28 protein-coding genes are annotated in these 26,885 nt (G+C 68.4%); 9 read left to right on the top strand and 19 right to left on the bottom strand.

Annotation, left to right across the window (positions count from 1 at the left end):
* Positions 1 to 67 precede the first annotated feature (67 nt).
* Complete coding sequence (locus AXYL_RS17470) at positions 68 to 1,603, bottom strand: amino acid permease (RefSeq protein WP_049797803.1); 1,536 nt, start codon at positions 1,601 to 1,603, stop codon at positions 68 to 70.
* Between the two features lie 183 nt (positions 1,604 to 1,786).
* Between AXYL_RS17470 and ypfH the strand changes: the two genes are divergently transcribed.
* Positions 1,787 to 2,491, top strand: a complete 705-nt coding sequence (gene ypfH, locus AXYL_RS17465) for an esterase (protein WP_013394152.1) — start codon at positions 1,787 to 1,789, stop codon at positions 2,489 to 2,491.
* Here ypfH and AXYL_RS17460 read toward each other — a convergent pair whose 3' ends face one another.
* From AXYL_RS17460 to queE, 7 genes are all read right to left on the bottom strand, one after another.
* A complete protein-coding gene (locus AXYL_RS17460) occupies positions 2,492 to 3,913 on the bottom strand; it encodes an efflux transporter outer membrane subunit (protein ID WP_013394151.1) in 1,422 nt (473 codons plus the stop codon).
* A 52-nt stretch (positions 3,914 to 3,965) separates the two neighbouring features.
* Positions 3,966 to 4,880 (bottom strand): HlyD family secretion protein, encoded by a 915-nt coding sequence (locus tag AXYL_RS17455; protein WP_013394150.1) that lies wholly within the window; start codon positions 4,878 to 4,880, stop codon positions 3,966 to 3,968.
* Between the two features lie 2 nt (positions 4,881 to 4,882).
* A complete protein-coding gene (locus AXYL_RS17450) occupies positions 4,883 to 5,095 on the bottom strand; it encodes a DUF1656 domain-containing protein (protein ID WP_013394149.1) in 213 nt (70 codons plus the stop codon).
* Positions 5,092 to 7,143 (bottom strand): FUSC family protein, encoded by a 2,052-nt coding sequence (locus AXYL_RS17445; RefSeq protein WP_013394148.1) that lies wholly within the window; start codon positions 7,141 to 7,143, stop codon positions 5,092 to 5,094. The genes AXYL_RS17450 and AXYL_RS17445 overlap by 4 nt, the downstream gene beginning before the upstream one ends.
* On the bottom strand, positions 7,140 to 7,616 hold the full coding sequence (locus tag AXYL_RS17440) for a MarR family winged helix-turn-helix transcriptional regulator (RefSeq protein WP_013394147.1): 477 nt from the start codon (positions 7,614 to 7,616) through the stop codon (positions 7,140 to 7,142). The genes AXYL_RS17445 and AXYL_RS17440 overlap by 4 nt, the downstream gene beginning before the upstream one ends.
* Before the next feature lie 174 nt (positions 7,617 to 7,790).
* Positions 7,791 to 8,234, bottom strand: a complete 444-nt coding sequence (gene queD / locus AXYL_RS17435) for a 6-carboxytetrahydropterin synthase QueD (protein WP_013394146.1) — start codon at positions 8,232 to 8,234, stop codon at positions 7,791 to 7,793.
* Positions 8,235 to 8,262: 28 nt separating this feature from the next.
* Positions 8,263 to 8,895, bottom strand: a complete 633-nt coding sequence (gene queE, locus AXYL_RS17430) for a 7-carboxy-7-deazaguanine synthase (protein ID WP_041653863.1) — start codon at positions 8,893 to 8,895, stop codon at positions 8,263 to 8,265.
* Positions 8,896 to 8,988: 93 nt separating this feature from the next.
* Between queE and arfB the strand changes: the two genes are divergently transcribed.
* Positions 8,989 to 9,405: an alternative ribosome rescue aminoacyl-tRNA hydrolase ArfB gene (gene arfB, locus AXYL_RS17425; protein ID WP_013394144.1), complete on the top strand. Its 417-nt coding sequence runs from the start codon at positions 8,989 to 8,991 to the stop codon at positions 9,403 to 9,405.
* A 2-nt stretch (positions 9,406 to 9,407) separates the two neighbouring features.
* A complete protein-coding gene (locus AXYL_RS17420; protein ID WP_013394143.1) occupies positions 9,408 to 10,091 on the top strand; it encodes a DUF2238 domain-containing protein in 684 nt (227 codons plus the stop codon).
* Here AXYL_RS17420 and AXYL_RS17415 read toward each other — a convergent pair.
* On the bottom strand, positions 10,063 to 11,004 hold the full coding sequence (locus AXYL_RS17415; protein ID WP_013394142.1) for a LysR substrate-binding domain-containing protein: 942 nt from the start codon (positions 11,002 to 11,004) through the stop codon (positions 10,063 to 10,065). The two genes, AXYL_RS17420 and AXYL_RS17415, sit on opposite strands and share 29 nt — an antisense overlap.
* A 131-nt stretch (positions 11,005 to 11,135) precedes the next feature.
* Here AXYL_RS17415 and AXYL_RS17410 point away from each other — a divergent pair, with 131 nt between their 5' ends.
* From AXYL_RS17410 to AXYL_RS17395, 4 genes are all read left to right on the top strand, one after another.
* Entirely contained in the window at positions 11,136 to 12,122 is a 987-nt protein-coding gene (locus AXYL_RS17410; RefSeq protein WP_013394141.1) for a Bug family tripartite tricarboxylate transporter substrate binding protein, read from the top strand.
* A 27-nt stretch (positions 12,123 to 12,149) separates the two neighbouring features.
* Positions 12,150 to 13,559, top strand: a complete 1,410-nt coding sequence (locus AXYL_RS17405; protein ID WP_013394140.1) for an amidase family protein — start codon at positions 12,150 to 12,152, stop codon at positions 13,557 to 13,559.
* 138 nt (positions 13,560 to 13,697) lie between these two features.
* On the top strand, positions 13,698 to 14,045 hold the full coding sequence (locus AXYL_RS17400; protein ID WP_013394139.1) for an ArsR/SmtB family transcription factor: 348 nt from the start codon (positions 13,698 to 13,700) through the stop codon (positions 14,043 to 14,045).
* A gap of 49 nt (positions 14,046 to 14,094) precedes the next feature.
* On the top strand, positions 14,095 to 15,147 hold the full coding sequence (locus tag AXYL_RS17395; RefSeq protein WP_013394138.1) for an alkene reductase: 1,053 nt from the start codon (positions 14,095 to 14,097) through the stop codon (positions 15,145 to 15,147).
* A gap of 16 nt (positions 15,148 to 15,163) precedes the next feature.
* On the opposite strand, the gene AXYL_RS17390 is transcribed toward AXYL_RS17395, so the two are convergent.
* A complete protein-coding gene (locus tag AXYL_RS17390) occupies positions 15,164 to 16,012 on the bottom strand; it encodes a CPBP family intramembrane glutamic endopeptidase (RefSeq protein ID WP_013394137.1) in 849 nt (282 codons plus the stop codon).
* A gap of 141 nt (positions 16,013 to 16,153) precedes the next feature.
* Between AXYL_RS17390 and AXYL_RS17385 the strand changes: the two genes are divergently transcribed.
* Together AXYL_RS17385 and AXYL_RS17380 are read left to right on the top strand one after the other, a co-directional pair.
* The gene (locus tag AXYL_RS17385; protein WP_013394136.1) at positions 16,154 to 16,528 is read left to right on the top strand and encodes an MAPEG family protein; all 375 of its coding nucleotides are present in this window, start codon (positions 16,154 to 16,156) and stop codon (positions 16,526 to 16,528) included.
* Positions 16,529 to 16,540: 12 nt separating this feature from the next.
* Positions 16,541 to 17,518, top strand: a complete 978-nt coding sequence (locus AXYL_RS17380) for a glycerophosphodiester phosphodiesterase family protein (RefSeq protein WP_013394135.1) — start codon at positions 16,541 to 16,543, stop codon at positions 17,516 to 17,518.
* A gap of 6 nt (positions 17,519 to 17,524) precedes the next feature.
* On the opposite strand, the gene AXYL_RS17375 is transcribed toward AXYL_RS17380, so the two are convergent.
* From AXYL_RS17375 to AXYL_RS17335, 9 genes are all read right to left on the bottom strand, one after another.
* A complete protein-coding gene (locus AXYL_RS17375) occupies positions 17,525 to 17,959 on the bottom strand; it encodes a carboxypeptidase-like regulatory domain-containing protein (RefSeq protein WP_013394134.1) in 435 nt (144 codons plus the stop codon).
* 120 nt (positions 17,960 to 18,079) lie between these two features.
* On the bottom strand, positions 18,080 to 18,868 hold the full coding sequence (locus AXYL_RS17370) for an NRDE family protein (RefSeq protein ID WP_013394133.1): 789 nt from the start codon (positions 18,866 to 18,868) through the stop codon (positions 18,080 to 18,082).
* Positions 18,869 to 18,871: 3 nt separating this feature from the next.
* The gene (locus AXYL_RS17365) at positions 18,872 to 20,851 is read right to left on the bottom strand and encodes an FUSC family protein (protein WP_013394132.1); all 1,980 of its coding nucleotides are present in this window, start codon (positions 20,849 to 20,851) and stop codon (positions 18,872 to 18,874) included.
* Positions 20,852 to 20,877: 26 nt separating this feature from the next.
* Positions 20,878 to 21,360, bottom strand: a complete 483-nt coding sequence (locus AXYL_RS17360) for a YbaK/prolyl-tRNA synthetase associated domain-containing protein (RefSeq protein WP_013394131.1) — start codon at positions 21,358 to 21,360, stop codon at positions 20,878 to 20,880.
* Between the two features lie 118 nt (positions 21,361 to 21,478).
* Positions 21,479 to 22,195, bottom strand: a complete 717-nt coding sequence (locus tag AXYL_RS17355; protein WP_013394130.1) for a transcriptional regulator — start codon at positions 22,193 to 22,195, stop codon at positions 21,479 to 21,481.
* Between the two features lie 131 nt (positions 22,196 to 22,326).
* The gene (locus tag AXYL_RS17350; protein WP_013394129.1) at positions 22,327 to 23,808 is read right to left on the bottom strand and encodes an efflux transporter outer membrane subunit; all 1,482 of its coding nucleotides are present in this window, start codon (positions 23,806 to 23,808) and stop codon (positions 22,327 to 22,329) included.
* A 6-nt stretch (positions 23,809 to 23,814) separates the two neighbouring features.
* Positions 23,815 to 24,960, bottom strand: a complete 1,146-nt coding sequence (locus tag AXYL_RS17345) for an ABC transporter permease (RefSeq protein WP_013394128.1) — start codon at positions 24,958 to 24,960, stop codon at positions 23,815 to 23,817.
* A complete protein-coding gene (locus tag AXYL_RS17340) occupies positions 24,957 to 25,919 on the bottom strand; it encodes an ABC transporter ATP-binding protein (RefSeq protein ID WP_013394127.1) in 963 nt (320 codons plus the stop codon). Before AXYL_RS17340 ends, AXYL_RS17345 begins: the two co-directional genes overlap by 4 nt.
* Positions 25,916 to 26,884: an HlyD family secretion protein gene (locus tag AXYL_RS17335; RefSeq protein WP_013394126.1), complete on the bottom strand. Its 969-nt coding sequence runs from the start codon at positions 26,882 to 26,884 to the stop codon at positions 25,916 to 25,918. The genes AXYL_RS17340 and AXYL_RS17335 overlap by 4 nt, the downstream gene beginning before the upstream one ends.
* Between the last annotated feature and the right edge of the window lies 1 nt (position 26,885).

The raw sequence follows: 26,885 nt of genomic DNA, 5'->3' as shown, positions 1-26,885 counted from the left end.
CTTTCGATGCAGAGGGGTGGGCCGTGTTGAGTGCGATTTTAGTCGCTTCAGGCACGCGGATCCACGGTCAAGCCCGGGCGTTCTCCGCAGTAGATACCGAGGTCTCCGTCCCCGCCGCGCGATCCAGATCCAGCCCATAAAACCGCATATCCTCGTACCGGATCCAGTGCGACTTGCGCACCAGCCGGTGGCCGATCCACAAGGCCAGGAACAGGGGAATCGCCAGGTAGGTGGAGATCACGCCGATCCAGTCGATGCGGTCTTGCAGGAAGGCCTGGTAATTCTGGCCCAGCGTGACCAGCAGGCACAGGACGAAGGCGAGCAGGGGGCCGAAGGGGAACAGGCCGGCCTTGTAGGGCAGGTCGGCGGTGTCGTAGCCGTGCTTCACATAGCCCTGGCGGAAGCGGTAATGGCTGACGGCGATGCTCAGCCACACGATGAATTCGGTCATGCCGGCGAAGTTCAGCAGCCAGATGTAGACCGCCTTGGGGCTGTATACCAGGCTGAACAGGCACAGGCAGGCCAGCAGCGCGGTGGCCATCAGCGCGTACAGCGGCACGCCGCTGCGGGTCACGCGCCGGAACAGGGCGGGCGCCTGGCCTTCGGCCGCCATGTTGAACAGCATCCGCGTTGCCGCGTACATGCCGGAATTGCCGGCCGACAGCACCGAGGTCAGGATCACCGCGTTCATCACGGTGGCCGCCGACAGCAGCCCCGCGTGCTGGAATACCAGCGTGAAGGGGCTGACCGCGATGTCTTCCACTTCGTTGCGCAGCAGTTGCGGGTCGGTATAGGGCAGCAGCAGGCCGATGATCAGGATGGCCAGCACGTAGAACAGCAGAATGCGCCAGAACACGTGGTTGATCGCGCGCGGCACGTTGCGGCGGGGGTTCTCGGATTCGCCGGCAGCCACGGCCACCAGTTCGGTGCCCTGGAACGAATAGGCCACCACCATTGCCACGCCCACCCAGGTGGCCGCGTTGCCCACGAAGGGCGCGTCGCCGATGGTCCAGTTGGCCAGGCCTACCGTGGTGCCGCCGTGGATGATGCCGACCAGCATCGCCAGCCCGACGCCGATGAAGCACAGCACGGCCACGACCTTGATGATGGCGAACCAGTATTCGGCCTCGCCGAAGCTGCGCGCGGAGAAGGCGTTCAGGCCGAAGGTCAGGGCCAGGAAGGCCACGCTCCAGATCCAGCCGGGCGTGTCGGGGAACCAGTACGCCATGACCAGTTGCGCGGCGACCACGTCCACCGCCACGACCGTGGCCCAGCTGATCCAGAAGTTCCAGCCCAGCGCAAAGCCGAAGCCGCCATCCACATAGCGCGAGGCATAGGTGCAGAAGGAGCCCGATACCGGCATGAAGGTGGCCAGTTCGCCCAGACTGGTCATGATGAAGTAGACCATCAGGCCGATGGCCAGGTAGACCATCAGCGCGCCGCCCGGGCCCGCCTGGGCGATGGCCGCGCCGGAGGCCACGAACAGGCCGGTGCCGATGGCGCCACCTAACGCTATCATCGTGAGGTGGCGCGCCTTGAGCACGCGATGCAGCTGGTTCTGGCTGGCAGGCGTGGCGCCGGATTCTGTCGTCGGAGTTTGCATTGCTGGGTAGGTGGTTGCCGGGGCGGCGGACCCATCAGGCACGGGCATGCGGGCCTGCCCGCCGGGCAACGCCGCAAGCCAGCCGGTCCGTGGCGGTGCGGCAAAGGTTGCTTCAAGGCGCGCATTTTACAATGCGGCTATTCCGGGGCTGTTCGGCGGCCCCAGCCAGCACGGAGCGGTTTCATGGCGTCTTCCTCTTCTATCGAATTCCTTCCCGATGCCGGCGTCGACGTGCGCCAGCTGTTCATCCTGCTGCACGGCGTGGGCGGCACCCCCGCTGACATGCAGCCCCTGGCGCAGGCGGTGCGCGCGGCGTTCCCCAGCGCGGCGGTGCTGGTGCCCCAGGGGTTCGAGCCTTTCGACGGCGGCGGCGAGGGCCGGCAATGGTTCTCGGTGCGCGGCGTGACCGAGGAAAACCGCCCCGAGCGCGTGGCGCGGGCGCTGCCGCCCCTGGAAGCCTATATGCGCGAGGCGCAGGCGCGCTTCGGCCTGCTGCAATCGGATACGGCGCTGGCGGGTTTTTCGCAGGGCGCCATCATGGCGCTGGAACTGGTACAGGCGCACGACGGCATGGCCGGCCGCGTGATCGCGTTTTCAGGCCGCTATGCGCAGCTGCCCAAGTCCGCGCCGCAATACACCACGCTGCACCTGCTGCATGGCGAGGCCGATCCCATCATGAGCGTGGACCACATCCAGGCCGCCCAGGCGCGCCTGAGCGAACTGCATGGGGATTCGACCATCGATATCGCCAGCAATGTGGGGCACGCGCTGCATCCGGCCTTGATCGAGCGCGCCATCGTGCGCCTGAAGACCTGCGTGCCGCTGCGCAGCTGGGAGGCCGCGCTGGGCCTGAACCAGACGCCGCCGGACGGCGCCTCGGTGCATTGATCACTTTTCCCAGCCGCCGCCCAGCGCCAGGAACAGCGCGATCTGGTCGTTGCTGAGGTCGGCCTGCGAGGCGGCCAGCGCGCTTTCATTGGTAGCCAGCGTGCGTTCGGCGTCCAACACCGTCAGGTAGTCGGTCTTGCCGTACTGGAACAGGCGGCTGGCCTGCGAGGCCGCCTCGGCGCTCTGGTCGCGCGCGGCGCGCAGGGCGGCGTCGCGGTCCAGTTGGCGCGCGTAGACCACCAAGGCACTTTCCGTTTCCCGCAGGGCGTTCAGCACGGTGGCGTCGAAGCGCGCCGCCGCGGCCTTGGTGCTGGCCTGTGCCTCGGCGATGCGGGCTTGGGCCGCGCCGGTGTTGGGGATGGTCCAGGAGATCAGCGGACCAACGCTCCAGCTGAAGGTGCCGCGGTCGCCGAACATGCTGGCTGGTCCGCCCGAGGCGGACGACAGGCCCAACGAGATTTTCGGATACAGGTCGGCCGTGGCCACGCCGATGCGGGCGGTGGACGCGGCCAGCGTGCGCTCGGCCTGGCGGATGTCCGGACGGCGGCGCAGCAGTTCGGCGCCATCGCCCACGGGGATGGTCTCGGTCAGGCGCGGCGCCTGGGCGCATTGCAACAGCGCGGGCGAGATTTCACTTGGCGTCTGGCTCGTCAGCGCTGCCAGCCGGTACAGGGCCGTGCGCTGCTGGGCCTGGAACGGCGGCAGGTTGGCCTGCAATTGTTGTAGCTGGCTGCGGGCGCGGGTCACGTCCAGTGTGGTGCCGCGGCCGGCGCGTTGCAGCCGGTCCACTGCGTCCAGCGATTGCTTCTGCACTTGCACCGAATGCTGGGCGGAAGCCAGTTGCATGCCGGCTGCGCACATATTGGCGTAGGCGCGGGCGGTCTCGGCGGCCACGGTGACGCGGGTGGCGTCGTAGGCCGCCTGCGCGGCCTGCTCGTCGCCGCTGGCCGCTTCCACGGCGCGGCGGATCTGGCCGAACAGATCCAGCTGATACGACACGCTGGCGCCCATGGAATAGGACCAGCGGTTGGGCGGATTGATGCCGGGTTGCAGCTCCTGCAAGCCCGACACGTGGCCGAAAGTGGGCGAGGCATTGACGCCGATCGTAGGCTGTTGCTGCGCCTGGCTTTCCTTCACCGCGGCCTGGGCGCGTTCCAGGTTGGCGCTGGCGACGCGCAGGTCGGTGTTGGCCGCCAGGGCTTTCTCCACCAATCCGTCCAGCACGGGATCGTCGTACAGACGCCACCAGTGGCCAGGCACCGCATCCTGCCGGAAGGCCGCGTTGCGCGCTTCCGTGAAAGGCGTTTGCGCGCTCTGCCGCTCGGCCACCGATCCGGCGGGCACCTGATAGTCAGGGCCCACGGTGGTGCATCCGGCCAGCGTCAGGGCCAGCAGCAGCGGCAGGAGGTGTCTGGTGTTCATGGCAATTACGGCTGTGCGTCGATTAGGGGTGAGAGGTTGAAAAAAACGGCGATCAGGACGGCTGGTGAGCCTCGTTCAGCGCATGGGCCGGGCCGGAATCCACCGACACGGTGGCGGTCTGGCCGGCCACCAGGCGCACGCCTTCCGGCACGTCGTCGATCTTCACGCGCACTGGAATGCGCTGCGCCAGGCGGACCCAGTTGAACGTGGGATTGACGTTGGGCAGCAGGTTGGCACCCGTGCTGCGGTCGCGGTCGGCGATGCCCATGGCGATGCTTTCCACGTGGCCGCGGATATGGTGCGAATCGCCCATCAGCGTCACGGTGACGGGATCGCCCTCGTGGATGCCGGGCAGCTTGGTTTCCTCGAAATAGCCTTCGACATAGAACGAACCGGAATCCACCAGCGCCATCACGCCGCGGCCGGCGGTGGCGTAGGAGCCGGCGCGCAGGTCCAGGTTGGTGACACGGCCGTCGTTGACGGCCAGCACCCGGCTGCGGTCCAGGTTCAGGCGCGCGGTATTGAGCTGCACTTCGGCTTGGGCCAGCGCGGCTTCGGTCTGCTGCAGCTTGGTCTGGCTTTGTTCCAGCGCCTCGGCGGCGACCAATTGCCCCAGCGAGCGGTTGCGCTTGGCGTCGCGCACCGCCTGGTCGCGCGCCACTTGCGCCGACCGCACCGAGGCCTGGGCCTGATCAAAGGCCAGCTGGAAGCGCGCGCGGTCGATTTCGAACAGCACGTCGCCGGCCTTCACGTCCTGGTTGTCGTGCACCGGCACGCTGGTCACCAGGCCGGACACATCGGGCGCGACCTGCACCACGTAGGCCTTGACGCGGCCGTCGCGGGTCCAGGGTTCGACTTCATAGTGCACCCAGAGCTGCCAGCCGGCGTAGGCGGCCGCGGCGACGACGACGGCGGTCACCGCGAACTTGCCGATGGCTGCGGGGCGCAGGGCGTTGGGGAGTTTCATGCTTATCTCTGGAGTAAATAGGGGGAAATGAGGGATACGCCGTACAGCAGCACCACGAACAGCGCCAGGTCGAATAGCGCGGGGTGCCACACCAGGCGGTACAGCCCGGCGCGCGCCAGCACGCGGCGCACCGCCCAGGCCACGCCCAGGGTCACCACGCCCAGCACCAGCAGCCAGGGGAAATAAACGCCGTAAAGATTGAATTCGCCGATCATGATGCTTGGCCCTCCAGGGTGGGATGGGCGGGTTGGTAGTCGGGCGCGTCGGGGAAGAAGGCGCGGCGCAGGCCCACCAGGGCGACCACGGCGCGGTCACGCGCGGCGGCGCCCGGGGGCGTGGCGGCCACGCTGGCCAGCGCGCGGTCGATCTGCGCCAGGAACTCGGGCGTCTTCTCGCCGACTTGCCAGGCCGAGCGCGCATGGAAGAATCGGGCCAGCCCGTCGAGCACCGGCTGGATGGCCGGTTCCGCCATGGGCAGGTGACGCCGGGCGCGCTGCAGTTCGGTGATGTCGCGGCCCACGCGCAGGTCCTTCAGCGCGTCGGCGGCCACCAGGTCGTCGGGGCGTTGGGCCAGCGCCAAACGCGGCTGCAACAGGCCGATGCGGTCCAGCATGCGGGCGGCATAGGTATGGCGCGAGGGCGCGCGCGGTGAGCTTGCCAGCGTTTCCAGTTCCTTCCAGTTGGCGGCCTGGATGCGGCGCGCGCTCCAGTCGGCGCTGACGGTGCGGAAGATGGCGGCGATGATGGCCGCCGTGGCCACGCCCATGCACTGCGCGACCTGCGTGTCGATAAACGACACGATGTCGGCAGTGTTGGTGTCCTGCAGCGCCATGGTGCCGAGGAAGCCGAACAGCATCGCCATGGCCTTGCCGGCCGTGGCCGGACGGGCGATGAAGATGCCCAGCACGAAGGTCGTGGGCAGCATGGCCAGGGCCAGCATTTCGAACGAGTGCAGGGCGGGCATGATGCCCAGCAGGTACAGCGCCGACAACGGAATCGAATACACCGTGTAGGTCAGGAACTGCATGATGCCGGGAACCGGGTTGTCCTGCGACGCGAAAAAGCAGCTGAAGATGGCGGCCATGAGCGCGGCGGTGGCGCCGTTGCTCCAGGCCGTGCCGATCCAGAAAGCGCAGCAGACCGAAATGGCCACGCCGGCGGCCAGGGCCGATAGCAGCGCCATGCCGCGGTCGCGGTGCAGGGCGGCGTTGGGCGCGGGCTTGGAGCGCGGCGCGCGCAGCGGCGCGCCGGCCAGGCCTGCGCGGATCTCGCGGCGCAGCGCCAGGCATTCGTCATAGGTGTCGACCAGTTCGCGCAGCCGCGTCATCAGGCTGGCCAGCAACACGTCGCGCCAGCTGGAGCGGCTGTCGATGGCGGGCGTGAGCTGGGTCGCGGCAGCGCGCAGTTGTACCGCGGTTTCGTGCGTGGCCTGGGCGCCGGCGTTGATCCATTCGGAGATGTCTGCCAGCAGGGCCGAGACTGGCTCCGGCAGCGGCTGGCCGCCGGCCTGCAGGGCGCGCATGCGGTCTTCCACGGCGGACACGGTAGGCGTCAGGGCCGCGATCTGGTCCTGCATGGCGCGCACCGCGCCCGAGGTCCAGCGCAGGTTGCTGGTGTCGAAAGGCACGTGGGTGGACATCAGGCGCAACTGGGTGATGTCGTTGGCCAGCACGCGACGGTCGCGGTCCTTCTGTTGGGTGGCCTGGCCGCTGAGCGTGTCGTGCATCCAGTTGCGGGCGTCGCGCACCGCCTTGTCCAGCATCAGCGTCAGGGCCGGGGCCAGGCCGCGCGGCAGCACGATGCTGTGGATCAGGGTGGCGCAGACGATGCCCAGGCTGATTTCCTCGACGCGGGCGAGCGCGGTGTCGAACACCAGGGCAGGAGCCGTCACGCTGGGAAAGCCGATCATCGCGGCGGTGTAGCCCGCCAGCATGAAAAGGTAGGAGCGCGGAGTGCGGTCCAGCACCGACAGGTACAGGCAGGCGCCCACCCACAGCACCATGGCGGCGGTCATGACCACCGGCGAATTCGACAGCCGCGGCACCAGGTAGACGGTGGCGGCCGAGCCGAAGAAGGTGCCGGCCAAGCGGTACAGCGCTTTGGAGCGCACCGCGCCCGACCAGGGCTGGGCTACCACATAGGCCGTAGTCATGGCCCAGAACGGACGCGGCAAACCCATGCTGTAGGCCAGGTAGAGCGCCATGATGGCGCTCAGGTAGCTCTTGAGCGAGAAGATGGATTCGCGGACGTTGGGGAGTTTCACGCTTGTTCGTCCTGTGGCTGGGTGCCCGCGCCGCCGCGGCCCAGGGTGACTTTCAGGCTGTCGAAGACCCGCAGGCAGGCTTCCAGATCCGCTTCGCTCACGCCCCGGAACAGACGGCGGCGCAGGTCGACCAGCACGTCCTCGACCGTGGCGCGTAGCGCCTGGCCGGCGTCGGTCAGGTGCAGGGTCTTGGCGCGGCGGTCGTGCGGGTCTTCGCGGCGTTCCATCAGGCCGGCGGCGACCAACTGGTCCAGCACCCGCACCAGCGAAGGGCCTTCCACGCCCAGCGCCTCGGCCAATGCGCCCTGGCGCACGCCGTCTCCCAGACGGCCGGCCAGGATCACGGGCCAGGCGGTGGCCTGGGACAGGCCATAGTCGGCCAGGGCTTTGTCGGCGGCGCCGCGGTAGGCGCGCGACAGCACCATCAGGGCAGAGGTGGTGGCCATGAGCTGGGAGTCGGTGGGCGTGTTCATGGAATAGATTGTATCCTATCTATTAGCTTACTAATAATTGAAAATGGCGATTATCTCCATGGATTTTCTCAATCGGGAAAATAGGGGGCGGGTTTCCCGTCTATGGAAAACCGAAGGTCAGGGGGCGGCGGTGAGGAAAAGACAGGCGCGGCAGCGGCGGCCGCGCCCCGGCGTTCAGCCGTTGCAGTCCGCCCAGCAGTTGGGCGTTTCGTACAGGCGCACGCGGGTCAGGCGCAGCTCGGCGCCGTAGTGGCCGTGATAGTGCGGCGCCAGGGTCTGGAAGACGATGGCGGCCAGGTTTTCGGCCGTGGGGATGCGGTCCAGCACCACGGTCTTGTGGCCGGGCAGGCTGTCCAGGAAGCCGCGCACCGCGGCGTCGCCTTCATAGACCAGGAATGCATGGTCCCAGACGTCCACGATGTGGGTCTTGGCGATGTGCTTGATTTCGGAGAAATCCATCAGCATGCCGTTGTCGGACTCGCCGGGCGCCTGCACCACGTCGCCGGTCAGGGTGATTTCCAGCACATAGCGATGGCCGTGCAGGTTGCGGCACTGGCTGCGGTGGTCGGGAATGCGGTGGCCGGCGTCGAACTCCAGCCTGCGGGTCACGGAAATCATGGCGCGCTCCGCAGGGGGCAAGGGTAAATCATGGAATGCCTATGTATTTGTGGGTCTGCAGGCTGAGCCGCCATTGCGGGTGCTGCATACAGTACTGGACGGCTTGCTCGGTGTTGGCCGCGCGCGCGGGGCCGTCCATGGGTTGCAGGAAGAAGTGGTCGAAGTCCAGGTGCGCAAAGGCTTCGGGGCGCGCGTTGGCTTGCGGATAGACCAGCTTGAGCTCGTCGCCGCGTTCCAGGACCACGGGCGCCGTGCCCTTGGGGCTGACGCAGATCCAGTCGATGCCGGCGGGCGGCTTGATGGTGCCATTGGTTTCGATGGCAATGGTGAAGCCGCGCGCGTGCACGGCCGTGAGCAGGGGCGCGTCCAGCTGCAGCAGCGGTTCGCCGCCGGTAAAGACCACGTAGCGGTCAGTGGCGCCGGGGCCCCAGGCCGCGGCGATGGCGTCGGCCAGCAGTTCGGGCGTGGCGAACTTGCCGCCGCCTTCGCCGTCGGTGCCGATGAAGTCGGTGTCGCAGAAGGTGCAGGCGGCGCTGGCGCGATCGCTTTCACGGCCGGTCCAGAGGTTACAGCCGGCAAAGCGGCAGAAAACCGCCGCGCGGCCGGCGTGGGCGCCTTCGCCCTGCAGCGTCTTGAAGATTTCTTTGGCGGAATAAGTCATGGTGGTGCCGGCGGCCGGATAAGGCCGGACCTCGGATAAATCAGGCAAAAGCGCATTATTTTACTTTGCGCGGCGCATCTATACTTGCGGCCTATGTTTCACGTCCAAGATTCCATCTACCTCGATGAACGCGACCTGGCGTTCACCATGATCCGCGCCCAGGGCGCGGGCGGCCAGAACGTCAACAAGGTGTCCAGCGCCGTGCACCTGCGTTTCGACGTGCGCGCCTCCAGCCTGCCCGAGGAAATCAAGGAAGCGTTGTGCGCGCTGAGCGATCACCGCGTCTCCAAGGACGGGGTCATCGTCATCAAGTCGCAGGCGTTCCGCAGCCAGGAAAAGAACCGCGCCGAAGCCATCGAACGCCTGATCTCCATGGTGCGCGCGGCGGCGCGCACCGACAAGCCGCGCCGCCCGACCAAGCCCACCCGCGCCTCGCAACGCCGGCGAGTGCAGCGCAAGGTGCTGCACGGCGAAGTCAAGCGCCTGCGCGGCCGGGTCCAGGGAGACTGACCGTGGCCGACCCGCGCCGGCGCTACCTGTACACGCTGGGCGCGCTGTTCGCGCTCATCTGGACGGCATTGGCCATCGCGCCGCACGACCGCGCGGACTGGGCCCTGGAGAACGCGCTGGTGCTGGCTTTCGGCGCGGCGCTGTTCTTCACGCGCCGCTGGTTCGTGTTTTCGCGGACCTCGTACACGCTGATCTTTCTTTACCTGTGCCTGCATGCGGTCGGCGCGCATTACACCTATTCGCTGGTGCCTTATGACGACTGGTGGCGGGCGCTGACGGGCCACAGCTTCAACGGCATGGTTGGCTGGGAACGCAATAATTTCGACCGCGTGGTGCATTTTTCCTACGGCTTGTTGCTGGCCTATCCCATCCGCGAGATCTTCCTGCGCGTGGTCGAGGTGCGGGGCTTCTGGGCCTACTTCCTGCCCATGGACGTTACGCTGTCGACCTCGGCGCTCTACGAATTGCTGGAATGGGGCGCCGCCGCCACCGTGGGCAGCGAGCTGGGAGCGGCCTATCTGGGCACCCAGGGCGACATCTGGGACGCGCAGAAGGACATGGCGCTGGCGGCCGGGGGCGCGGTCATCGCCATGGCCATCACCGCTTTGGTCAACCGGCGCGCCCGCCGTGACCTGGCGCGCGATTGGGCCGACAGTCTCAAGCCGCGCCGCCAGCCTGGCGGTTAGCTACGGCACCTGCCTGGGTCAGTCGCTGGATGCGGCGCCGGAACAGGTCCGCCATGGTGGACGCCGCCAGCGACAGTGGCGTCCCCCGCAGCGTCATGATGCCTATGCTGGCGACCGGCATGGGCGCCTCCGTCAGGATCTGGCTGGCTTCAGCGCCGTAGGGCGGGATATCGAGCATGCCCGCCGGGCAGACGATCAACGCGTCGCTGCGGACCATCAGGTTCCACATCACCCCGAACGTATCGCAGTCGATGACGCGTTCGGGTGGCTTCAGACCGTTTGCGCGCAAGCCTTGCAGAAAGGCGTCGGTGTGGCTGCCGCCCGAGGTGTTGAGCAGCCATTCGCAGCCCGCGATGTCGTGCCATCGCGTGGCGCCCGCCAGCGGATGCCCGCGGCGGCAGGCGACCATGAATTCGAGCGGCCGCAGTTCCTCGAAGTCGAATTCCTGCCCGCCATGGTTGTCCGCCATGCTGGACGCCAACGCGAAATCCAGCGTGCCGTTGCGCAGCGCGGGCAGGACCGCCGCCAGCAAGCCTTCCGAGACCTTGAGTTTGGCCGCGGGCATGCTTTGCCTGAAATCGCTCAGCACCTCGGGCAGCACGCTCAGCATCACCATGGGCGTGACACCCACGGCCACCCGCGCCTGGGCGCCGCTGAGCAGTTGGCGGATGTCCTGGCGCGCCAATGAGAGCTGGGCCTGGGCGAGCTGCGCCCGCACCGTCAGGTGTGCGCCGCATTCGGTGACCTCGATGCCCTGGGGGCTGCGCGTGAGCAGCGGCGCTTCGAGTTCGGTTTCCAGTTCCTTGATGGCCTTGGTCACCGCGGCCTGGCTCAGGTGCAGGCTGCGGGCGGCGGCCCGGATGCTGCGCAGTTCGGCGACCTTCAGCCAGGCCCGGAGATGGTGGTCTTTCATGCGCCCTCGATAGCGACAACTTGAAGTTGTCACCTTAACAAAGAAATAGCCTTATGCGCAGCGCGGGCGGTCTCTAAGCTTCACGACGACAAGACTCGGTGCAGTCCCGTACTTCAGTTCAGGAGCAAGCCATGCAGATCTTTTCCCCTCGTGTCCGTCAGGCCATTTCTTTGTGCTTTGCCTTGCTGGGAGCGGCCGGCGCCGGCACGGCCCAGGCGGATTGGCCCGAGCGGCCGGTCAAGCTGATCGTGCCGTATGTGGCGGGATCCGGGCCCGACGTGGTGCTGCGGCCGATAGCCGATGCCCTGGGGCGCGAACTGGGCCAGCCGGTGATCGTCGACAACCGCGGCGGGGCGGGCGGCATCGTCGGCACCCAGGCCCTGGCCGCGGCGGCGCCGGACGGCTACACGATAGGCTTCGGCAATCTGGTGACGCTGGCGATCAACAAGAGCATGTATTCGAAGCTGCCTTATGACCCGCAACGCAGCCTTGCGCCCATCAGCCTTGCCATCAGCAATGCCCTGGTGCTGATCGCCCGCAACGACTTCCCGGCAAGCAATGTGCAGGACCTGATCAGCTATGCCAGGCAGCATCCTGGCAAGGTCAGCGTCGGTTCGTTGGGCGTGGGTTCCAGCGCCCACCTGGCCGGAGAAATGCTCAAGAGCGAAACCGGCACGACCATGCTGCACGTCCCTTACAAGAGCGGCCAGCAGGCGGTGGGCGACATCGTGGGCGGCCAGCTCGACGTGATGATCGACAACGTTGCGGGCGTGCTGCCCTTCATCCGCTCCGGCCAAGTCAAGGTGCTGGGCGCGACCAGCCTTGCGCGCGTGCCGGTCCTGCCGGGCGTGCCTACCGTCGACGAATCCGGCTTGAAGGGATTCGAAGTGGTGTCCTGGGGCGGCATCGTCGCACCCGCCGGCACTCCCAAGCCCATCATCGACAAGCTCAACGCCGCCATCGCCAAGGCGCTGCGGGATCCCGCGGTCCTCAAGCTCAATGAAACGCTGTCCGTCGACGCGACGCCTTCCACGCCTGAACAATTCGCCAGCCTCATCGCCACCGAGATTCCGCGCTGGGGCGAAATGGTGAAGCGCTCCGGCGCGTCGGCCGACTGACCGCGTTCACAATCATCCGGAGCCATCATGACGAACGAACTCTGGCGCTGGAGCGCCGTCGACCTGGCCCTTGCCATCCGCAAGCGGGAAGTTTCCAGCCGCGAAGCCGTGCAGAGCTGCCTGCAACGGGCGGAGCAACTCAACCCGGTCTTCAATCCGCTGACCGAGATCTGCGCCGAGCAGGCCCTGAAGGCGGCCGACGCCGCCGACGCCGCGGTGCGCGAGGGGGCGCAGTTAGGCCTCCTGCACGGCGTGCCAGTGACGATCAAGGCCAATGCCGATCTGGCGGGATCGGCCACGACCAATGGCGTCGTCGCGTACCGCGACCTCATCGCAAGCGAGAACAATCCGGCGGTCGACAACTGGCTCAAGGCGGGCGCGGTCGTGATCGGTCGCAGCAATGTCCCGGCATTTTCCTGGCGCTGGTTCTCGGACAACGACCTGCATGGCCGCACCGTCAACCCGTTCGATGCCGCGCGCACGCCGGGCGGATCCAGCGGCGGCGCGGCCGTCGCCGCCGCCCTGGGCATGGGGCCGCTGGCGCACGGCAGCGACCAGGGCGGATCGATCCGCTACCCGGCCTATGCCTGCGGCGTGGCGGGGCTGCGGCCATCGCAAGGCCGGGTGCCGGCCTACAACGCCACCCAGAAATCGGAGCGTCCGGTCGCCTCCCAACTGGCTGCGACCCAGGGGCCATTGGGCCGCAGCATCGCCGATCTGCGGCTGGGCCTGGAAGCCATGTCCGCGGGCGATTCGCGCGATCCGTGGTGGGTCCCCGCGCCGCTGGATTTGCGGCGGCCTGGCGACAGCCGGCGGGTGGCGCTATTCTGCGGCACCTCGGCCTTGCAGCCCGATCCCGCCGTAGTGGACGCCTTGCTGCGTGCCGCCAAAAGCCTGGAAGACGCCGGCTACATCGTGGAAACGGCGGCGCCGCCCAGGTTCGAGGAGGCCGCCGAGCTCTGGCGCAATGTGTTGATGAACGAGGCGTCCGGCTCCATGGGCCGCGAAATCGAGCGCGCCGGCGACGCGGCGATCCAGCGCGCGTACCGCAGCATGCTGGCCCACACCTCGTCCCTGGACAAGGACGGCTTGGTGCAGGCGCTGGCCATGCGCACCACGCTCCTGCGGGAGTGGGGCGCGTTCTTCGACCGCTATCCGGTTCTGCTCATGCCGGTGTCGTTCGAACGCCCGTTCCCGATCGACCAGGACCAGCAAGGCGACGCGGCCATGGGCGACATGCTGCGCGCCCAGAGTCCGCTGGTCTCGACCGCGATACTCGGCTTGCCGGGCTTGTCGGTCCCCGTTGGCCTGGCGGACGGCGTGCCGATGGGCGTCCAGCTGGTGGCGGGGCGTTTCCGGGAAGACCTGTGCCTGGCCGCGGGCGAGGCCATCGAGGCGCGCGCGGGGTGGTCCGTGTTGGACCGGTGCCCGGTCTGAGCGGTACGGCACGGGGAAGGGCGCCGCCGGGGCGGAAAGCCTCGGGCGGATAGCCTCGGATAGCCCTGACCACCGCAGGGGCATGACTATATATCGAATAGTTCCGATATAAGATTCGGTAAATTGCGATATTTGAATATGACTGCCCCCACTCCCAGCCCAGACTCCGCCGCCGCGCTACCTGCCGTCGACGCCGACGCCATCCTCAAGGCGCTGGCCAATCCGGTACGGCGCGACATCCTGACGTGGCTGAAGACGCCGCATGCGTACTTCGAGGAGCGCCCGGGCCATACGCTGGAGCATGGCGTATGCGCGGGCCACATCGATGAACGCTGCGGACTGTCACAGTCCACCGTGTCCTCGCACCTGGCCGTTTTGCAGCGCGCGGGCCTGATATCGGCCACCAAGGTGGGGCAGTGGATCTTCTACCGTCGCAACGAAGCCGTCATCGCCGCGTTCCTGCGGCGCTTGAACCAGGATATGTAGCCCCCGCTACGTCGCCAGCGGTCCCTGAGCTGGGGCCAAGGATTTACGCATGAGCCAACTTTTCAAACCCCTGCGCGCAGGCGATCTGTCGCTGCGCAACCGCATCGTCATGGCGCCCATGACGCGCATGCATTCCAGCCCGGGCCGCGTGCCCAATGAGCTGATGGTCGAGTACTACACCCAGCGCGCCGGCGCCGGCTTGATCCTGACCGAAGCCACGGCCGTCACGCCGCAAGGCGTGGGCTATGCCGATACGCCGGGCCTGTGGACCCCCGAGCAGGTCCAGGGTTGGCGCAAGGTCACGTCCTCGGTGCACCAGGCCGGCGGCCTGATCGTGGCGCAGCTCTGGCACGTGGGCCGCATTTCCGATCCCATGTTCCTGGACGGCGAGTTGCCCGTGGCGCCCAGCGCTATCGCTGCCAAGGGCCACGTCAGCCACGTGCGCCCGCAGCGCGCCTACGTCACCCCGCGCGCGCTGGAAACGGCCGAGATTCCGGGTGTGGTCGAGGCTTACCGCCATGGCGCGAAGATGGCCATGGAGGCCGGTTTCGACGGCGTGGAAGTGCATGCCGCCAACGGCTATCTGCTGGACCAGTTCCTGCAGGACAGCACCAACCACCGCACTGACGCCTATGGCGGCTCGTTGGAAAACCGCGCGCGGCTGCTGCTGGAAGCGGTGGATGCCTGTATATCGGTGTGGGGCGCGGGCCGCGTGGGCGTGCATCTGTCGCCGCGCGGGGAAATCCACACCATGGGCGATTCCAATCCGGCCGCCACGTTCGGTTATGTGGCGCGCGAACTCGGCAAGCGCGGCATCGCCTTCCTGTGCGTGCGCGAGTACGAAGCCGCTGACAGCCTGGGCCCGATGCTCAAGGCCGAATTCGGCGGCACCTACATCGCCAACGAAGGATTCGGCCGCGAGTCCGCCGAGGCTGCCATCGCCGCGGGCCGGGCTGATGCCGTGGCCTTCGGCGTGCAGTACATCGCCAACCCGGACTTGGCGCGCCGTTTCGAACTCAAGGCGGCGCTGAACCGGCCCAACCCGGCCACCTTCTATGCGCCGGGTCCGGGGGGCTATACCGACTATCCGGCACTGGCGTAGGTAAAAGGCCCAGCCTTCAGAGCACGGCGCGCATCGGATAGGTGAACAAGCCGAAGTGCGCCGCGTTCAGGCCCAGGTGCGCCAGCACCGCCGCGGCCAAGCCGCCGTAGCGGTAGGCCAGGCCGTAGGCCGCGCCTGCCAGGCCGGCCAGCAGCATCCATTGCCAACCGCCAGCGTAATGCGCCAGGCCGAACAGCACGGCCGCGATGATCAATGCCGCCCACGGCCCCCAGTTGCGGCCGCTCCACAAGTCCGTCAGCCGCTGCTGCAGGTAGCCGCGGAACAGCGCCTCTTCCGCCAGCGTTACCAGCAGGGCGTTGTTGATCAGCCAGATCCAGCCCGATGGCGGCCATTTGGGCGTCCAGCCCACCACGTCCAGCGCCAGGGCGCAACCCAGGCAGACGGCCACCGCGGCCGCGCAGGCCAGGAACGCCGACGACAGCGTTGCGCGGAAATCCGCTCCCGCCATCGGCGGCGCCATGGCGAGTACCACCCAGAACGCCACCAGCGGCTTGTCCAGGTTCAGGTACATGCCGAAAGGCACGGCGTCCGGAGTCAGCGGCGCCGGCGCGATGACCTGCGGGTTGTGAAAGCCCGGCAGCCGATGCAGGAACAACAAGGCCGCCAACGCGATGAAGAGGGTGTGGCCAGCGGCGCGCGTCGTTGCGTTCGATGCCGATTGGACCAGCACCCCAGCCAGGATCAGCAGCGCAGGCCAGGCCAGCGCCACGGGATCTATCGTGCCCTCGGCCCAGGCCCAGGCGTAGGCGGCGGCCAATGGCGCCAGCGCCCAGCGCCGCGTGGCGGGCGGCCACAACATGGCGGCGGCAAGAAACAGGGCGGACCAGGGGCTGAGCAGGGGCATGGAGGTGGATGGACTTGGCAAGCGCTGAGTGTAAACGCGGCCCGGCGCAAGCCGCGCGGACCAGGCCCTGCACTTCATTCTCTGCCGCCGCGCTCCGAACAAAGGTATCCTGGCGCCTGCCGGATACCTGGGAGCCAGACTATGAAAATGATCGCGTGGTTGATGTTGGCGGCGGCGCTGCTGCCTTTCGTATCGGCGATAGTCGCCAAGGCGGGCGGACAGAAGTTCGACAACAATGATCCGCGCGCCTGGCTGGCGCGCCAGGAAGGCTGGCGGGCACGCGCCAACGCGGCGCAGACCAATACCTTCGAATCGCTGCCGTTCTTCTATGCGGCCGTGCTGTTCGCGCTGTATACCCAGGCGCCGCCCGCGCATGTCGCCACCTTGATGGCCTGCTGGCTGGGCGTGCGGTTGGGCTATCTGGCCATGTACCTGGCAGGCTGGGGCGCGCTGCGCTCGCTGGTCTGGACCATCAGCGTGGGCTTCATCATCGCGATCCTGTTCTCCGGCGTCTAAGGGGCAGCAGGCATGCGCAAGCGGCGCGTTGCAGCGCTGGCAGCCATCGCGTTGCTGGGCTTCGTCTATCTCAACAACGCCGACCGGACCGTTCCCGATCCCGGCGCGAGGGCGACGCTGCTGGCGCATCGCGGCATCGCCCAACGCTACGACACGGCGGGCATGGAGCAGGACACCTGCACCGCCACCCGCATCGTCGCGCCCACGCACGGCTATCTGGAAAACACCATCGCGTCCATGCGCGCCAGCTTCGACGCCGGCGCCGACATCGTGGAGATCGACGTCCATCCCACTACCGACGGCCAATTCGCCGTGTTCCACGATTGGACGGTTGACTGCCGTACCGAGGGCCGCGGCGAGACGCGCGCGCACACGATGGCCGAGCTCAAGGGGCTGGACATCGGCTACGGCTATACCGCCGACGGCGGCAAGACCTTTCCATTCCGCGGGCGCGGCGTGGGCCTGATGCCCACGCTGTCCGAAGTGCTGGAGGCCTTTCCGCGCCAGCGTTTCCTGATCAACGTCAAGAGCCGCGACCCGGCCGAGGGCGCGGCGCTGGCGGCCGTGCTCAATGGCATGCCATCCGCAAGGCGGGCCGACTTCATGGTGTACGGCGGCGAGGAGCCGGTAGGCCGGCTGCGCCAGTTGGCGCCGGACCTGCGGACGCTGACGCGTTCGGACTTGAAGTCCTGCCTGTTGCGCTACGTGGCCGCAGGCTGGAGCGGCCATGTGCCGCAGGTCTGCCGCGGCATGGTGTTGATGGTGCCGGTGAACGTGGCGCCCTGGCTGTGGGGTTGGCCCGGTCGCTTCCTGGAACGCATGGATGCCGCAGGCAGCAGCGCGTTCCTGATCGGCCCTTACGGCGGCGAGGGGTTTTCCACGGGCATCGACACGCCCGAGGACATCCGCCGCGTGCCGGCGGGTTACGCGGGCGGAATCTGGACCAACGAAATCGAAGCCGTGGCGCGCGCGTTCAAGCGCGTGCCATGACGCCCGCTACTTCCATTCGAACACGGCGCGCGCGGTGCCCGCGTTCTGCACGGACACTTCGCGTTGCTGCGCCTGGCCGTTGTAGGTGGCCGAGATCTTGTAGTTGCCGGCAGGCAGCTTCACCAGCATGTACGGACCTTCGGCGGTAACTTGCAAGACGGACTTGCCATGCGCGTCAGTGATGGTGACGGCGACATTGGCGACGTAGTCGGCCTTGCCGTCGCGTTGCGCGGCGAACGTCAGCGCCAGTGGATAGTCTTTGGCGGCAGCCTTCATGGCTTCGGATTCGTCCAGCCCGATGCCGCCGCTGACGTACTGCACCGAACCTTGCTGTTGCACCGGCGGCAGGCCGGCCTGCGCGGTGGACAGGATGCCGGCAAAGGCCATGCTGCCCAGCGCCATCGCGGCGGCCATGGTGCAGCGTTCTATACGCTTGTTCATGAGACTCTCCTGAATAGGACGATCTGCACGCCTGCCCGGCGCGCATGAACAGTTCGACCCGCATGCCGGCGCGGAGTTCGCTCCCGCGGGCCTCCGATATCAACCGATTGTTTCCGCAGCCTATGCAAGCGTACCGCTAGTCGCGCGCCAGGAAAATGTCAGCCTGCTTTCGCCGCTGACGGTGCCGTCCGGGCCAAAGCGCCTTTCATCCAGCTGTCCGGCGCCATCGTCGCGCAGCGCCAGCACGCTGGAACTGCGGGTGCCATAGTTCGGACTGACGATGAAGGGGCTGCTCAATAGCCTTTCCCGATCCAGCGGCAGGCCGGTGGCAGGTAGCTCAGCGTCTCCGGCGGGCTGGCGGTCGGCCAGCGCGGCCATCAACGCGGGCAGGTCTGGCTGCGGCCCGCTGCGCAGCACGGCTTCGAAAGCCGCCTTGGTGCGCGCCAGCTTGGGCCAGGGCGTGTCCAGCAGATGGTTGGACAGGGCATAGACGCCGGGAGCCAGGCGGCGCGGGCCGCCGTCGCGGTTGCTGAGATACCAGGCTTCATGCGCGTCGCCCACGATCAGGTTGAAGCCGTTGTAGGCCTGGCCGGCGGCATGGACCTGCGCCAGGTAGTCGGCCGGGGACGCCGCGCCGCGCAGATAGTCTTCCACCAGCGCGCCGCGCGAAGGTGCGTTCTGGATGAGCTTGCCGGGTTCGCGGAAGTTGGTCACCAGGGCATGGCGGCCGCCGGTCGTGACTCCCATCCAGCTGCCGCCGGCCAGGCCGTCGCGGCCCGCGTAGACCTCGGGCGCGTCCGGCCATTGCGCGGCAGGCAAGGTGGGGCGTTGATGGAACTCGTCGCGGTTGGCGGCGATCAGGACGGGGATGCCCGGCAGGGCATGCAGGGCCAGTACGGCAAGACACATGGTTCAGACCTGGTTGGCGGGTTTGTGGGGAAGGGCTTTGCCTGGCGCGGCCGCGAAATCCGGGCCGGCCAGCGCGGCGCGCAAGGCTTCGATCTGGGCCGCCACGTCGCGCAGCGCGGGCGCGGACGAGGCGATGGCGGCGGACGGCATGGCTACGCCTTGGACGACCGCGGCGCTCATCTGATGCAGGCTCGCGGCCAACTGCGCCAGTTCGGCGGCGCTGGGCGCGGCCTGATCGGCGGGCAGCGACCATGCCGTGTCGGAAATGGCGTTGGCGACCCGTTCCAGCGCCACCTCCACTGGCCACCACGCCAGCGCGCGGCGGCTGACCAGGCGGGGCTCGGACAGCCCGCGCTGCAAGGCGATGCGCAGGTCGGAAAGCCGCGCATAGGCGCTGGCGCGCAGGTCGTGGCGGCCCGTGGGGTCGGCCTGGAACACGGTGTTCAGATAGGCGGCCAGCGTGTCCATGGCGGCGGCGACCGCGTTGTCCAGGTTGCCGCGTTCGATGCGTATCCAGGGCAGGTAGCCCACCAGCAGCACGATGCCCGCGGCCACTGCCACGTCGATCAGGCGTGCCAGCGCGATGGGCCAACTGCCCGGTTGCAGGGCGCCGATCAGCAGCATCAGGATGGGCAGCATGATGGCCGAGAACAAGCCGTAGTTGCGCCGCACCGACCAGGGCAGCAGGGATGCCAGCGCCGCCACCGTGAGCAGGCTGACGATGCCGTTGCGGTCCAGCGCCAGCACGGTCGCGCTGATTGCCACGCCGACCACGCTGCCGGCGCAGCTTTGCAGCGCCCGCGCGAACACCGAGCCGAAGTTGGGCTTGAACACCACCACCACGATCAGCGGCACCCAGTAGGAGCGCGGCAGCGAGGCCGCCATCGCCACGGCTTCGGCGGCGATCAGGCACAGGCCCAGCCGAACCAGATAACGCAGCGTGGTGGGCCCCGGCCGGTAGGTGCGCGCCAGCACGCGCCAGGGCGTGCGCGGCCGCGCCGGCGGCAGGCCGGCGAAGGCGTCGGCCTCGGTCAGCGCGGCGCCGTCCAGCAGCGGCTGCACCTGGGCCAGCGCGTCGGCCAATGGGTCCATGCCCGCCTGGCGCAAGGTAGCGATGTCGTCGCGCGGGTCCGGCGTCGCGTCGTTTTCCACGCGGTCGGCCAGCCGGTTCATGACACGGGCGCAATCGTGCGGCAGCACCCGTCCGGCGCGGGCCAGCGCCAGCGCGGCGTTGGTCAGCGGCGTGCAGGCCTGCAACTGCGCGGCCAGCCGCGCCAGCCGGGGCGAGGGGCCGGCGGCGCCGCGGCGGGCGGCCAGCACGGTGTCGTAGGCGGTGGTCATGGCCGCTTCCATGTCGCGCCGCGCGCTCATGGTGCGCGAGGTGCCGATGGCGGCGAACATGGCCGCCAGCTTGCGGTAGGCCATGGCGACCGCGGCGCGCTCGGGCGCTATTGGGTTGACCACCCAGCCCGTCAGGGTAAGCGCCAGGCCGAACAGGCCGCCGGCGCCCACCAGGACCGAAGGCAGCCAGGGCGGCAGGGTGGAAGTCAGGCTGGCGCCGACGATGACGTAGACGGCGAATTGCAGCGTGGCGACGGCGGCAATGTTGTTGAAGGTGCCGACCAGGCTGGCCGCCAGCACCAGCAAGGTCATGGCGGCGGAGGTCCACAGGCCATGTCCGGCAATCATCGTGCCCAGGAAATACCCCAGCGCGCCGCCGAACACGGTGGCACCGATGGACAGCGCGCGGTTGCGGTAGGGGCCGCCGTTGTCGCCGGTGATGGCGGGCAGCGCGCCCAGCGCAACCAGCGCCGCGGCCGCGCTCTGGTCCAGCGCCAGTCCGACGGCCGACGGCAGGCCGATGGCCAGGGCGGCGCGCAGCGCCACCCAGCGGCTGACGGGCGAAGGCTCCATGTGCGCCAGGCTCATCAGCCAACGCATATTGGAGCCGCTTGCGGCATGTTTCAGCGAGGAGCGGAACATGGCGGCCTCGTGGCGCGGCCTGGGGATCAGGCCTTGATCAGCGGCGCCTCTGCGGGCGCGGCCAGCCGGAAATAGTCTTCCGTGTTCAGGAGGATGGAGGCGTCCAGACGCCCCGCATTGAACACGATTTCACCATGGCGCAGACGCAGGCTGGGATCCACCAGCAGGTGCAGTTCGGGGTTGAAGCTGAAAGGCGGGATGGCGCCGATTTCGCAGCCGGTGAGTTCGCGCGCCAGGTCCTGCGACGCCAGCGAGGCCTTCTTGCCGCCCGCCGCGCGGGCGATGGCGTCCAGGTCGGCCTGTTTGTCGGCAGGGAACACCGCCAGCACGTTCTTGCGTTGATTGGACGATATCTTCACGCGGCACACCAGCGCCTTGGCGCCCTGGCTGACCTCGGTGCCGCGGATCGCCGCGACCTCGACGGAGCGGCCGGCCGCGGGGTGTTCAATCAGGCGGTAGCGGGCCTGGTTCAGGGCAAGCAGGGCTTGCAGGCGTTCGAAGACTTCCATGTCGGGCGCGAAGGAGGGAGCGTGGCGGGCGCAGGCCGGGAATCGGCCTCGTACGCCGCATGATACGCCCGCCGCGGGCCGCGGCGGCGGGCGCGCCCGCGGGGCCGGGCCAGCGGTCTCAGATTTCTCCGGTGAAGGCGTAGCCCCAGCCCCAGACCGTGCGGATCGGCAGTTCCAGGTTCAGGTCTTGCGCCTTGCGCCGCAGGCGGCTGACCAGCACGTCGGTGCGGCGCATCGATTCGTGGCCGCCGTGCGTGTCGGTGCTGGCCGCGTCGGCGCGCGGCAGGCGCTTATCGGCGGAAGCCGTCAGCTTGAGCAGGAACTCCCGCTCGGCCAGCGTCAATGCCAGCCGCGTGCCTTGCGGACTGACCAGGGTCCAGGCCGCGTCATGGAACTGCCATTTGCCGGCGGCTTCGCTTGGCGCGGCTTGTGCCGGGCGCGGCTCGGCGTCCGCGGCGCGCCTGGCGGCGGGAATCCGGCGTACCAGCGCTTGCAGCGCGGCTGCGATTTCCGCGGCGCACACATCGGGCGGCAGGCAGACGTCGGCGCCGCAATGCAGGCCGAGGATGCGGTTTTCAGGGGAATCGAAGGTGGACACGGCGACGATGCCGGCGGTGGTGTCCATGGCGCGCAGGCCGGCCACGGCCATGCAGAGCTCGGAAAGTCCGGCTTCCATCACCAGCAATGGAGTGCGGTGGGCCTGGAACAGCCGGAACAGGCTGTTGGAGTCTTCGCACGGCCGGGGCGAGAAGCCCATTTCCGCCAGCGCCGCGCTGCGCTGCGCGCGTACTCCGGGGGCGGGAGAGAAGACGATCAGGTCTAGTAGGTCATTCATGAATCGTTGTGTCTGTGCAGCATGAGCGCATGCATGATGCATCGGATACAGCGATTTCCTAAACCTCGCACAACGCCAGTTTCTTACCCGAATTCTCGGACATGGTTACGCATTGCCCATGGACGGCACCGTTATGGTGCGCCGCCGGGCGCTTCGTTCCACCAGCCGCCGCCCAGCGCCTGCAACAGGGCGGCGGTGTCGGCATGGCGGGCCGCGTCCGCGGCGGTGCGCGCGATGCGTGTCTGCAACAGCTGGCGCTGGCTGTCCAGCAGGCTCAAGTGGCTGATGCCGCCGGCCTGGTAGCGGCCTTGCGCGATACGCTCGGCCTGGTCGGCGCGGCGCCACGCCTCGTCGCTGGCCTGGTAGGCATCGCCGTCCGTCTGTACCGCGCGCAAGGCGTCGGCCACTTGGCGAAAGCCCTCCAACACGGTTTGCCGGTATCCGGCGGCAGCCGCATCGTAGGCGGCCTCGGCCGAGCGCGTGCGCGCGCGCAGTTCGCCGCCGTGGAACAGCGGCTGGACCAGTCCCAGGCCAAGGCTCCAGACGTTCAGGCCATTGGACAGGTCGCCCACGCGGGTGCGTTGCGAACCGAAGCTGGCGGTCAGGGTGAATTGCGGATACTGGTTGGCGACGGCCACGCCTACATTGGCCGAGGCCTGGTGCCAGAGCGCTTCGGCGGCAAGGATGTCGGGGCGCTGGCGCGTCAAGGCCGAGGGCACGCCGGTGGGCACGTCGGCAGGCAGCGTCAGGTCCGCGAGCCGCAGCGGCGCCGAGCGCAGATCGGCCGGCGCCAGGCCCAGGTAGGCCGCCAGCTGGTGCGTGGCCTGCGCCAGCTGGTACTCCAGCGGCGGCAGCGTCGCCCGCGTCTGCGCGACCAGCAGCTCCTGGTTGCGGAGGTCGGCCTCGGAAATGCCGCCCGCCTGCTGGCGCTGGCGCATGATGTCCTGCTGCCGCACTTGGGCCGCCAGCAGCTCGCGGGTGTCGGCCAGGCGTTCGTCCAGGTCGGCCTGGCGGATGGCGGCAGTGACCACATTGGCGGCCAGCGACATGCGCGCGGCCTGCAGTTCATGCGCCTGGTAGTCGACCTGCGCGCCCAGCCCTTCCAGCGCGCGGCGGTTGCCGCCGAACACGTCCAGCGTGTAGGACACGTCGATGGATGCGTTGTAGAGCGTGAAGGGCGCGGGCTGCTCGGCTACCGGCACGCCGAAGGCCGACGGATCCACCTTTTGTCGCGTCACCGACAGGTTGCCGTCGACCTGGGGCAGCATGCGGCCGCCGGTTTCGGCGTTCAGGTCTTCACCGGCCTGACGCAAGCGCGCGCGCGCCTGCTCCAGAGTGGGGCTGGCTTGCAGCGCCTGCCGCACCAGCTGATCCAGCGCCTCGGAACGGAACAGCCGCCACCATTGCGCGGGGATGTCGGCGCCGGCCTGCAGGCGCTGCGCGTCCGCGGAAGGGGCGGACGCGCGCGGCGAGGCGTAGGCGTCGACCTGCGGCGGCGCAGGCCGCTCGAAGTCCGGTCCGACCGCGCAGCCCGCGAGCAGCGCGCACAGGACCGGCGCGGCCAGCCTGTGCGCGGCGGCGGACGGAAGGGGCAGGGGCGTGGGGCGGGACATGGCGGTTCAATCCAGGGTGCGGCGGTAGAACTTCACGGCGGCGGTCATCACGACCAAGGTAAACAGCAGCAGCGGCCAGATGCTGGGCCACAGGTCCCACCAGCCATTGCCCTTGAGCAGGATGCCGCGGATCAGCCGGTTGAAATGGGTCAGGGGCAGCAGGTTGCCCAGGTATTGCGCCCACAGCGGCATGCCCTGGAACGGGAACATGAAGCCGGACAGCAGCATATTGGGCAGGAAATAAAACATGGTCAGCTGCATGGCCTGCAACTGGTTCTGCGCCAGCGACGACAGCGTGATGCCCACCGTCAGGTTGGCGGCGACGAACACCAGCGCCGACAGGTACACGGCCAGCAGCGACCCCAGGAATGGCACGTGGAAAACGAAGTGCGCGGCCAGCAGGATGATGCTGGACTGGATCAGGCCGATCGCGATGTAAGGCACGATCTTGCCCGTCATCACTTCGAGCGGCCGCACCGGCATGGCCAGCAGGTTTTCCATGGTGCCGCGTTCGCGCTCGCGCGTCATGGCCAGGCCGGTCATCATCACCAGCGTCATGGTCAGGATCACGCCCATCAGGCCGGGCACGGTGTTGTACTGCGAGATCTGCTCTTCGTTGTAGAGCTGGTGCACCAATACGTCGAAGGGCGGCTGGCCGCCCGCCAGGCTGGCCAGCGGGCCGGTCAGGTCCTTGGTCGCCACCGCCTGCGACAGCTGCGTGGCCGCGCCCAGGGCCAATCCGGTCGCCATGGGGTCGGTGGCGTCGGCCTCGATCAGCAGCGCCGGACGCTCGCCGCGCAGCAGCTTGCGGCTGAAGTCCGGCGGTATGGTCAGCACGAACAGCACGCGGCCCTGGGCCAGCGCCGTGCGTCCGGCCTCTTCGGTGTCCAGTTCCTCGATGATGTGGAAGTAGTCCGACGATTTCATCGCCGCGACGAAGCTGCGCGTGAAGGGGCTGTGGTCGGCGGTGATGACCGCCGTCGGCATCTGCTTGGGATTGGTGTTGATGGCGTAGCCGAACAGCGCCAGCTGCATGATGGGCAGGCCCACGATCATGCCGAAGGTGATGCGGTCGCGGCGCAGCTGCAGGAACTCCTTGAGCACCATGCTCCACCAGCGCGACCAGGAAAAGCCTTGCAGATGGCGCATCATGGCGGGCTCGCAAAATTGTCGGTGGAACGCTTCATCAGGTAGATGAAGACGTCCTCCAGGCTGGTGTCGATGCGTTCCAGGCTCAGGTCCTGGCCGGCGATGGCATCCCGTAGCGTGCGTTCCAGCAGCGCGGCGTCGCGGCCGCTGATGTGCAGGGCGGAGCCGAAGGCCACGGTCTGGTCCACGCCCGGCGCGCCGCGCAGCCGCTGCGCCAGCGGCACCAGGTTGTGGCCGTGGATGGCCCAGGTGGTCAGGCCCTGTTCGGCGATGACGTCTTCGGCCGTGCCCTGCGTCAGCAGCTTGCCGTAAGAGATGTAGGCCAGCTTGTGGCAGCGTTCGGCTTCGTCCATGTAGTGCGTGCTGACCAGCACCGATATGCCGCGCGCCGCCAGCTCATGCAACTGCTCCCAGAAGTCGCGGCGGGCGGTCGGGTCCACGCCGGCGGTCGGTTCGTCCAGCAGCAGCAGTTTCGGCTGATGCAGCAGGCAGGCCGCCAGCGCCAGGCGCTGCTTCCAGCCGCCGGACAAGGATCCGGTCAGCTGTTTGGCGCGGCTTTGCAGGCCCAGGTCTTCCAGCGCGCGGTCCACGGTGGCTGTGCGGTCCGGCATGCCATACATGCGCGCCACGAAATCCAGGTTCTCGCGTATGGTCAGATCGTCCCAATAGGAGAACTTCTGCGTCATGTAGCCGACGTGCCGCTTGATCTGCTCGCTGTCGCGCAGGATGTCGTAGCCCAGGCAAGTGCCGCTGCCCGAGTCCGGCGTCAACAGGCCGCACATCAGGCGGATGCAGGTGGTCTTGCCGCTGCCGTTGGGGCCCAGGAAGCCGAAGATCTCGCCCTCGCGCACCTGCAGCGACACGTCGTTGACGACGTGCTTGTCGCCGAAGCGCTTGTTCAGCCCGTGCACGTCGATGACGTATTGCCCGTTGGACGCTTGCGTGGCGGCCGGCGCGTTCATTGCTGCGTCACCTCCACTGGCTGACCTGGGTGCAGCCGCGCGGCGGCCTCGGGCGCGGGCCGGGCCTGTACCATGTACACCAGCTTGCTGCGGCTTTCGCGGCTGTAGATCACGGGCGGCGTGTACTCGGCCTGGGTCGAGATGTAGTCGATGCGCACGGGAATGGGATCGCCGCAGGCGTCGCAGCGCACGGTGGCCTGCTGGCCCATCTTGAGCGCGCCGAGAGCTTCCTCCGGCACGAAGAAGCGCACCTTGATATTGCCCGGCGGCAACAGGCTGACCACCGGACTGCCCGCCGGTACCCATTCGCCCACGCGGTAGAGCGTGTCGAACACCAGTCCCGCGGCCGGCGCGGCCAGCCGCTTCTGCGCCAGCGTCCATTCGGCCTGGGCCAGGGCGGCCTTGGCGGCATCGACCTCGGCGGCCTGGGCGCGGCGCTGTTCGTCGCGGCCGGGCAGGCGGGCCACTTCCAGCTGGGCCTGCAGTTCGCGTACCCGCGCCGCGTCCGACTGCGCCTGCTCGCGGCTGTCGTCCAACTGCGCGCGGGCGATGCCGCCGATGCGGAACTGGTCGGTGTCGCGCCGCAGTTGCGCCGCGGAGCGGCGGCTGGCGGCCTCGGCCTGCGCCAGCTGGGCGCGGCTGACGTCGACTTCCGCCGGGCGTTTGCCGGTGGCAATGTCTTCCTGCTGCGCCACGGCGGCGGCCAGTTGCGCGCTGGCCTGGTCGCGCGCCGCGGTTTCGCGCGTGGCCTCCAGCGCGAACAGCGGCGCGTCGGCCGCCACTTGCTGGCCGCGCCGCACCGGCAGTTCGGCCAGCCTGCCGGCCTCGGAGGATGCCACGTAGACGTATTCGCCTTCGGCGTAGCCCTGGAAGAAGGCGTGGTCTTCCTTGCCGCAGCCGCCCAGGGCAAGCAAGGCCAGCGCGCTGGCGGGCAGGGGGCGGCGCAAGACGGGAGGGATGCGCATG

This window comes from Achromobacter xylosoxidans A8, from assembly GCF_000165835.1.
Classification (GTDB): Bacteria; Pseudomonadota; Gammaproteobacteria; order Burkholderiales; family Burkholderiaceae_B; genus Achromobacter; species Achromobacter xylosoxidans_B.
Note: the sequence above shows the minus strand (reverse complement) of the source record. Positions and strands in the feature narration are given on the sequence as shown.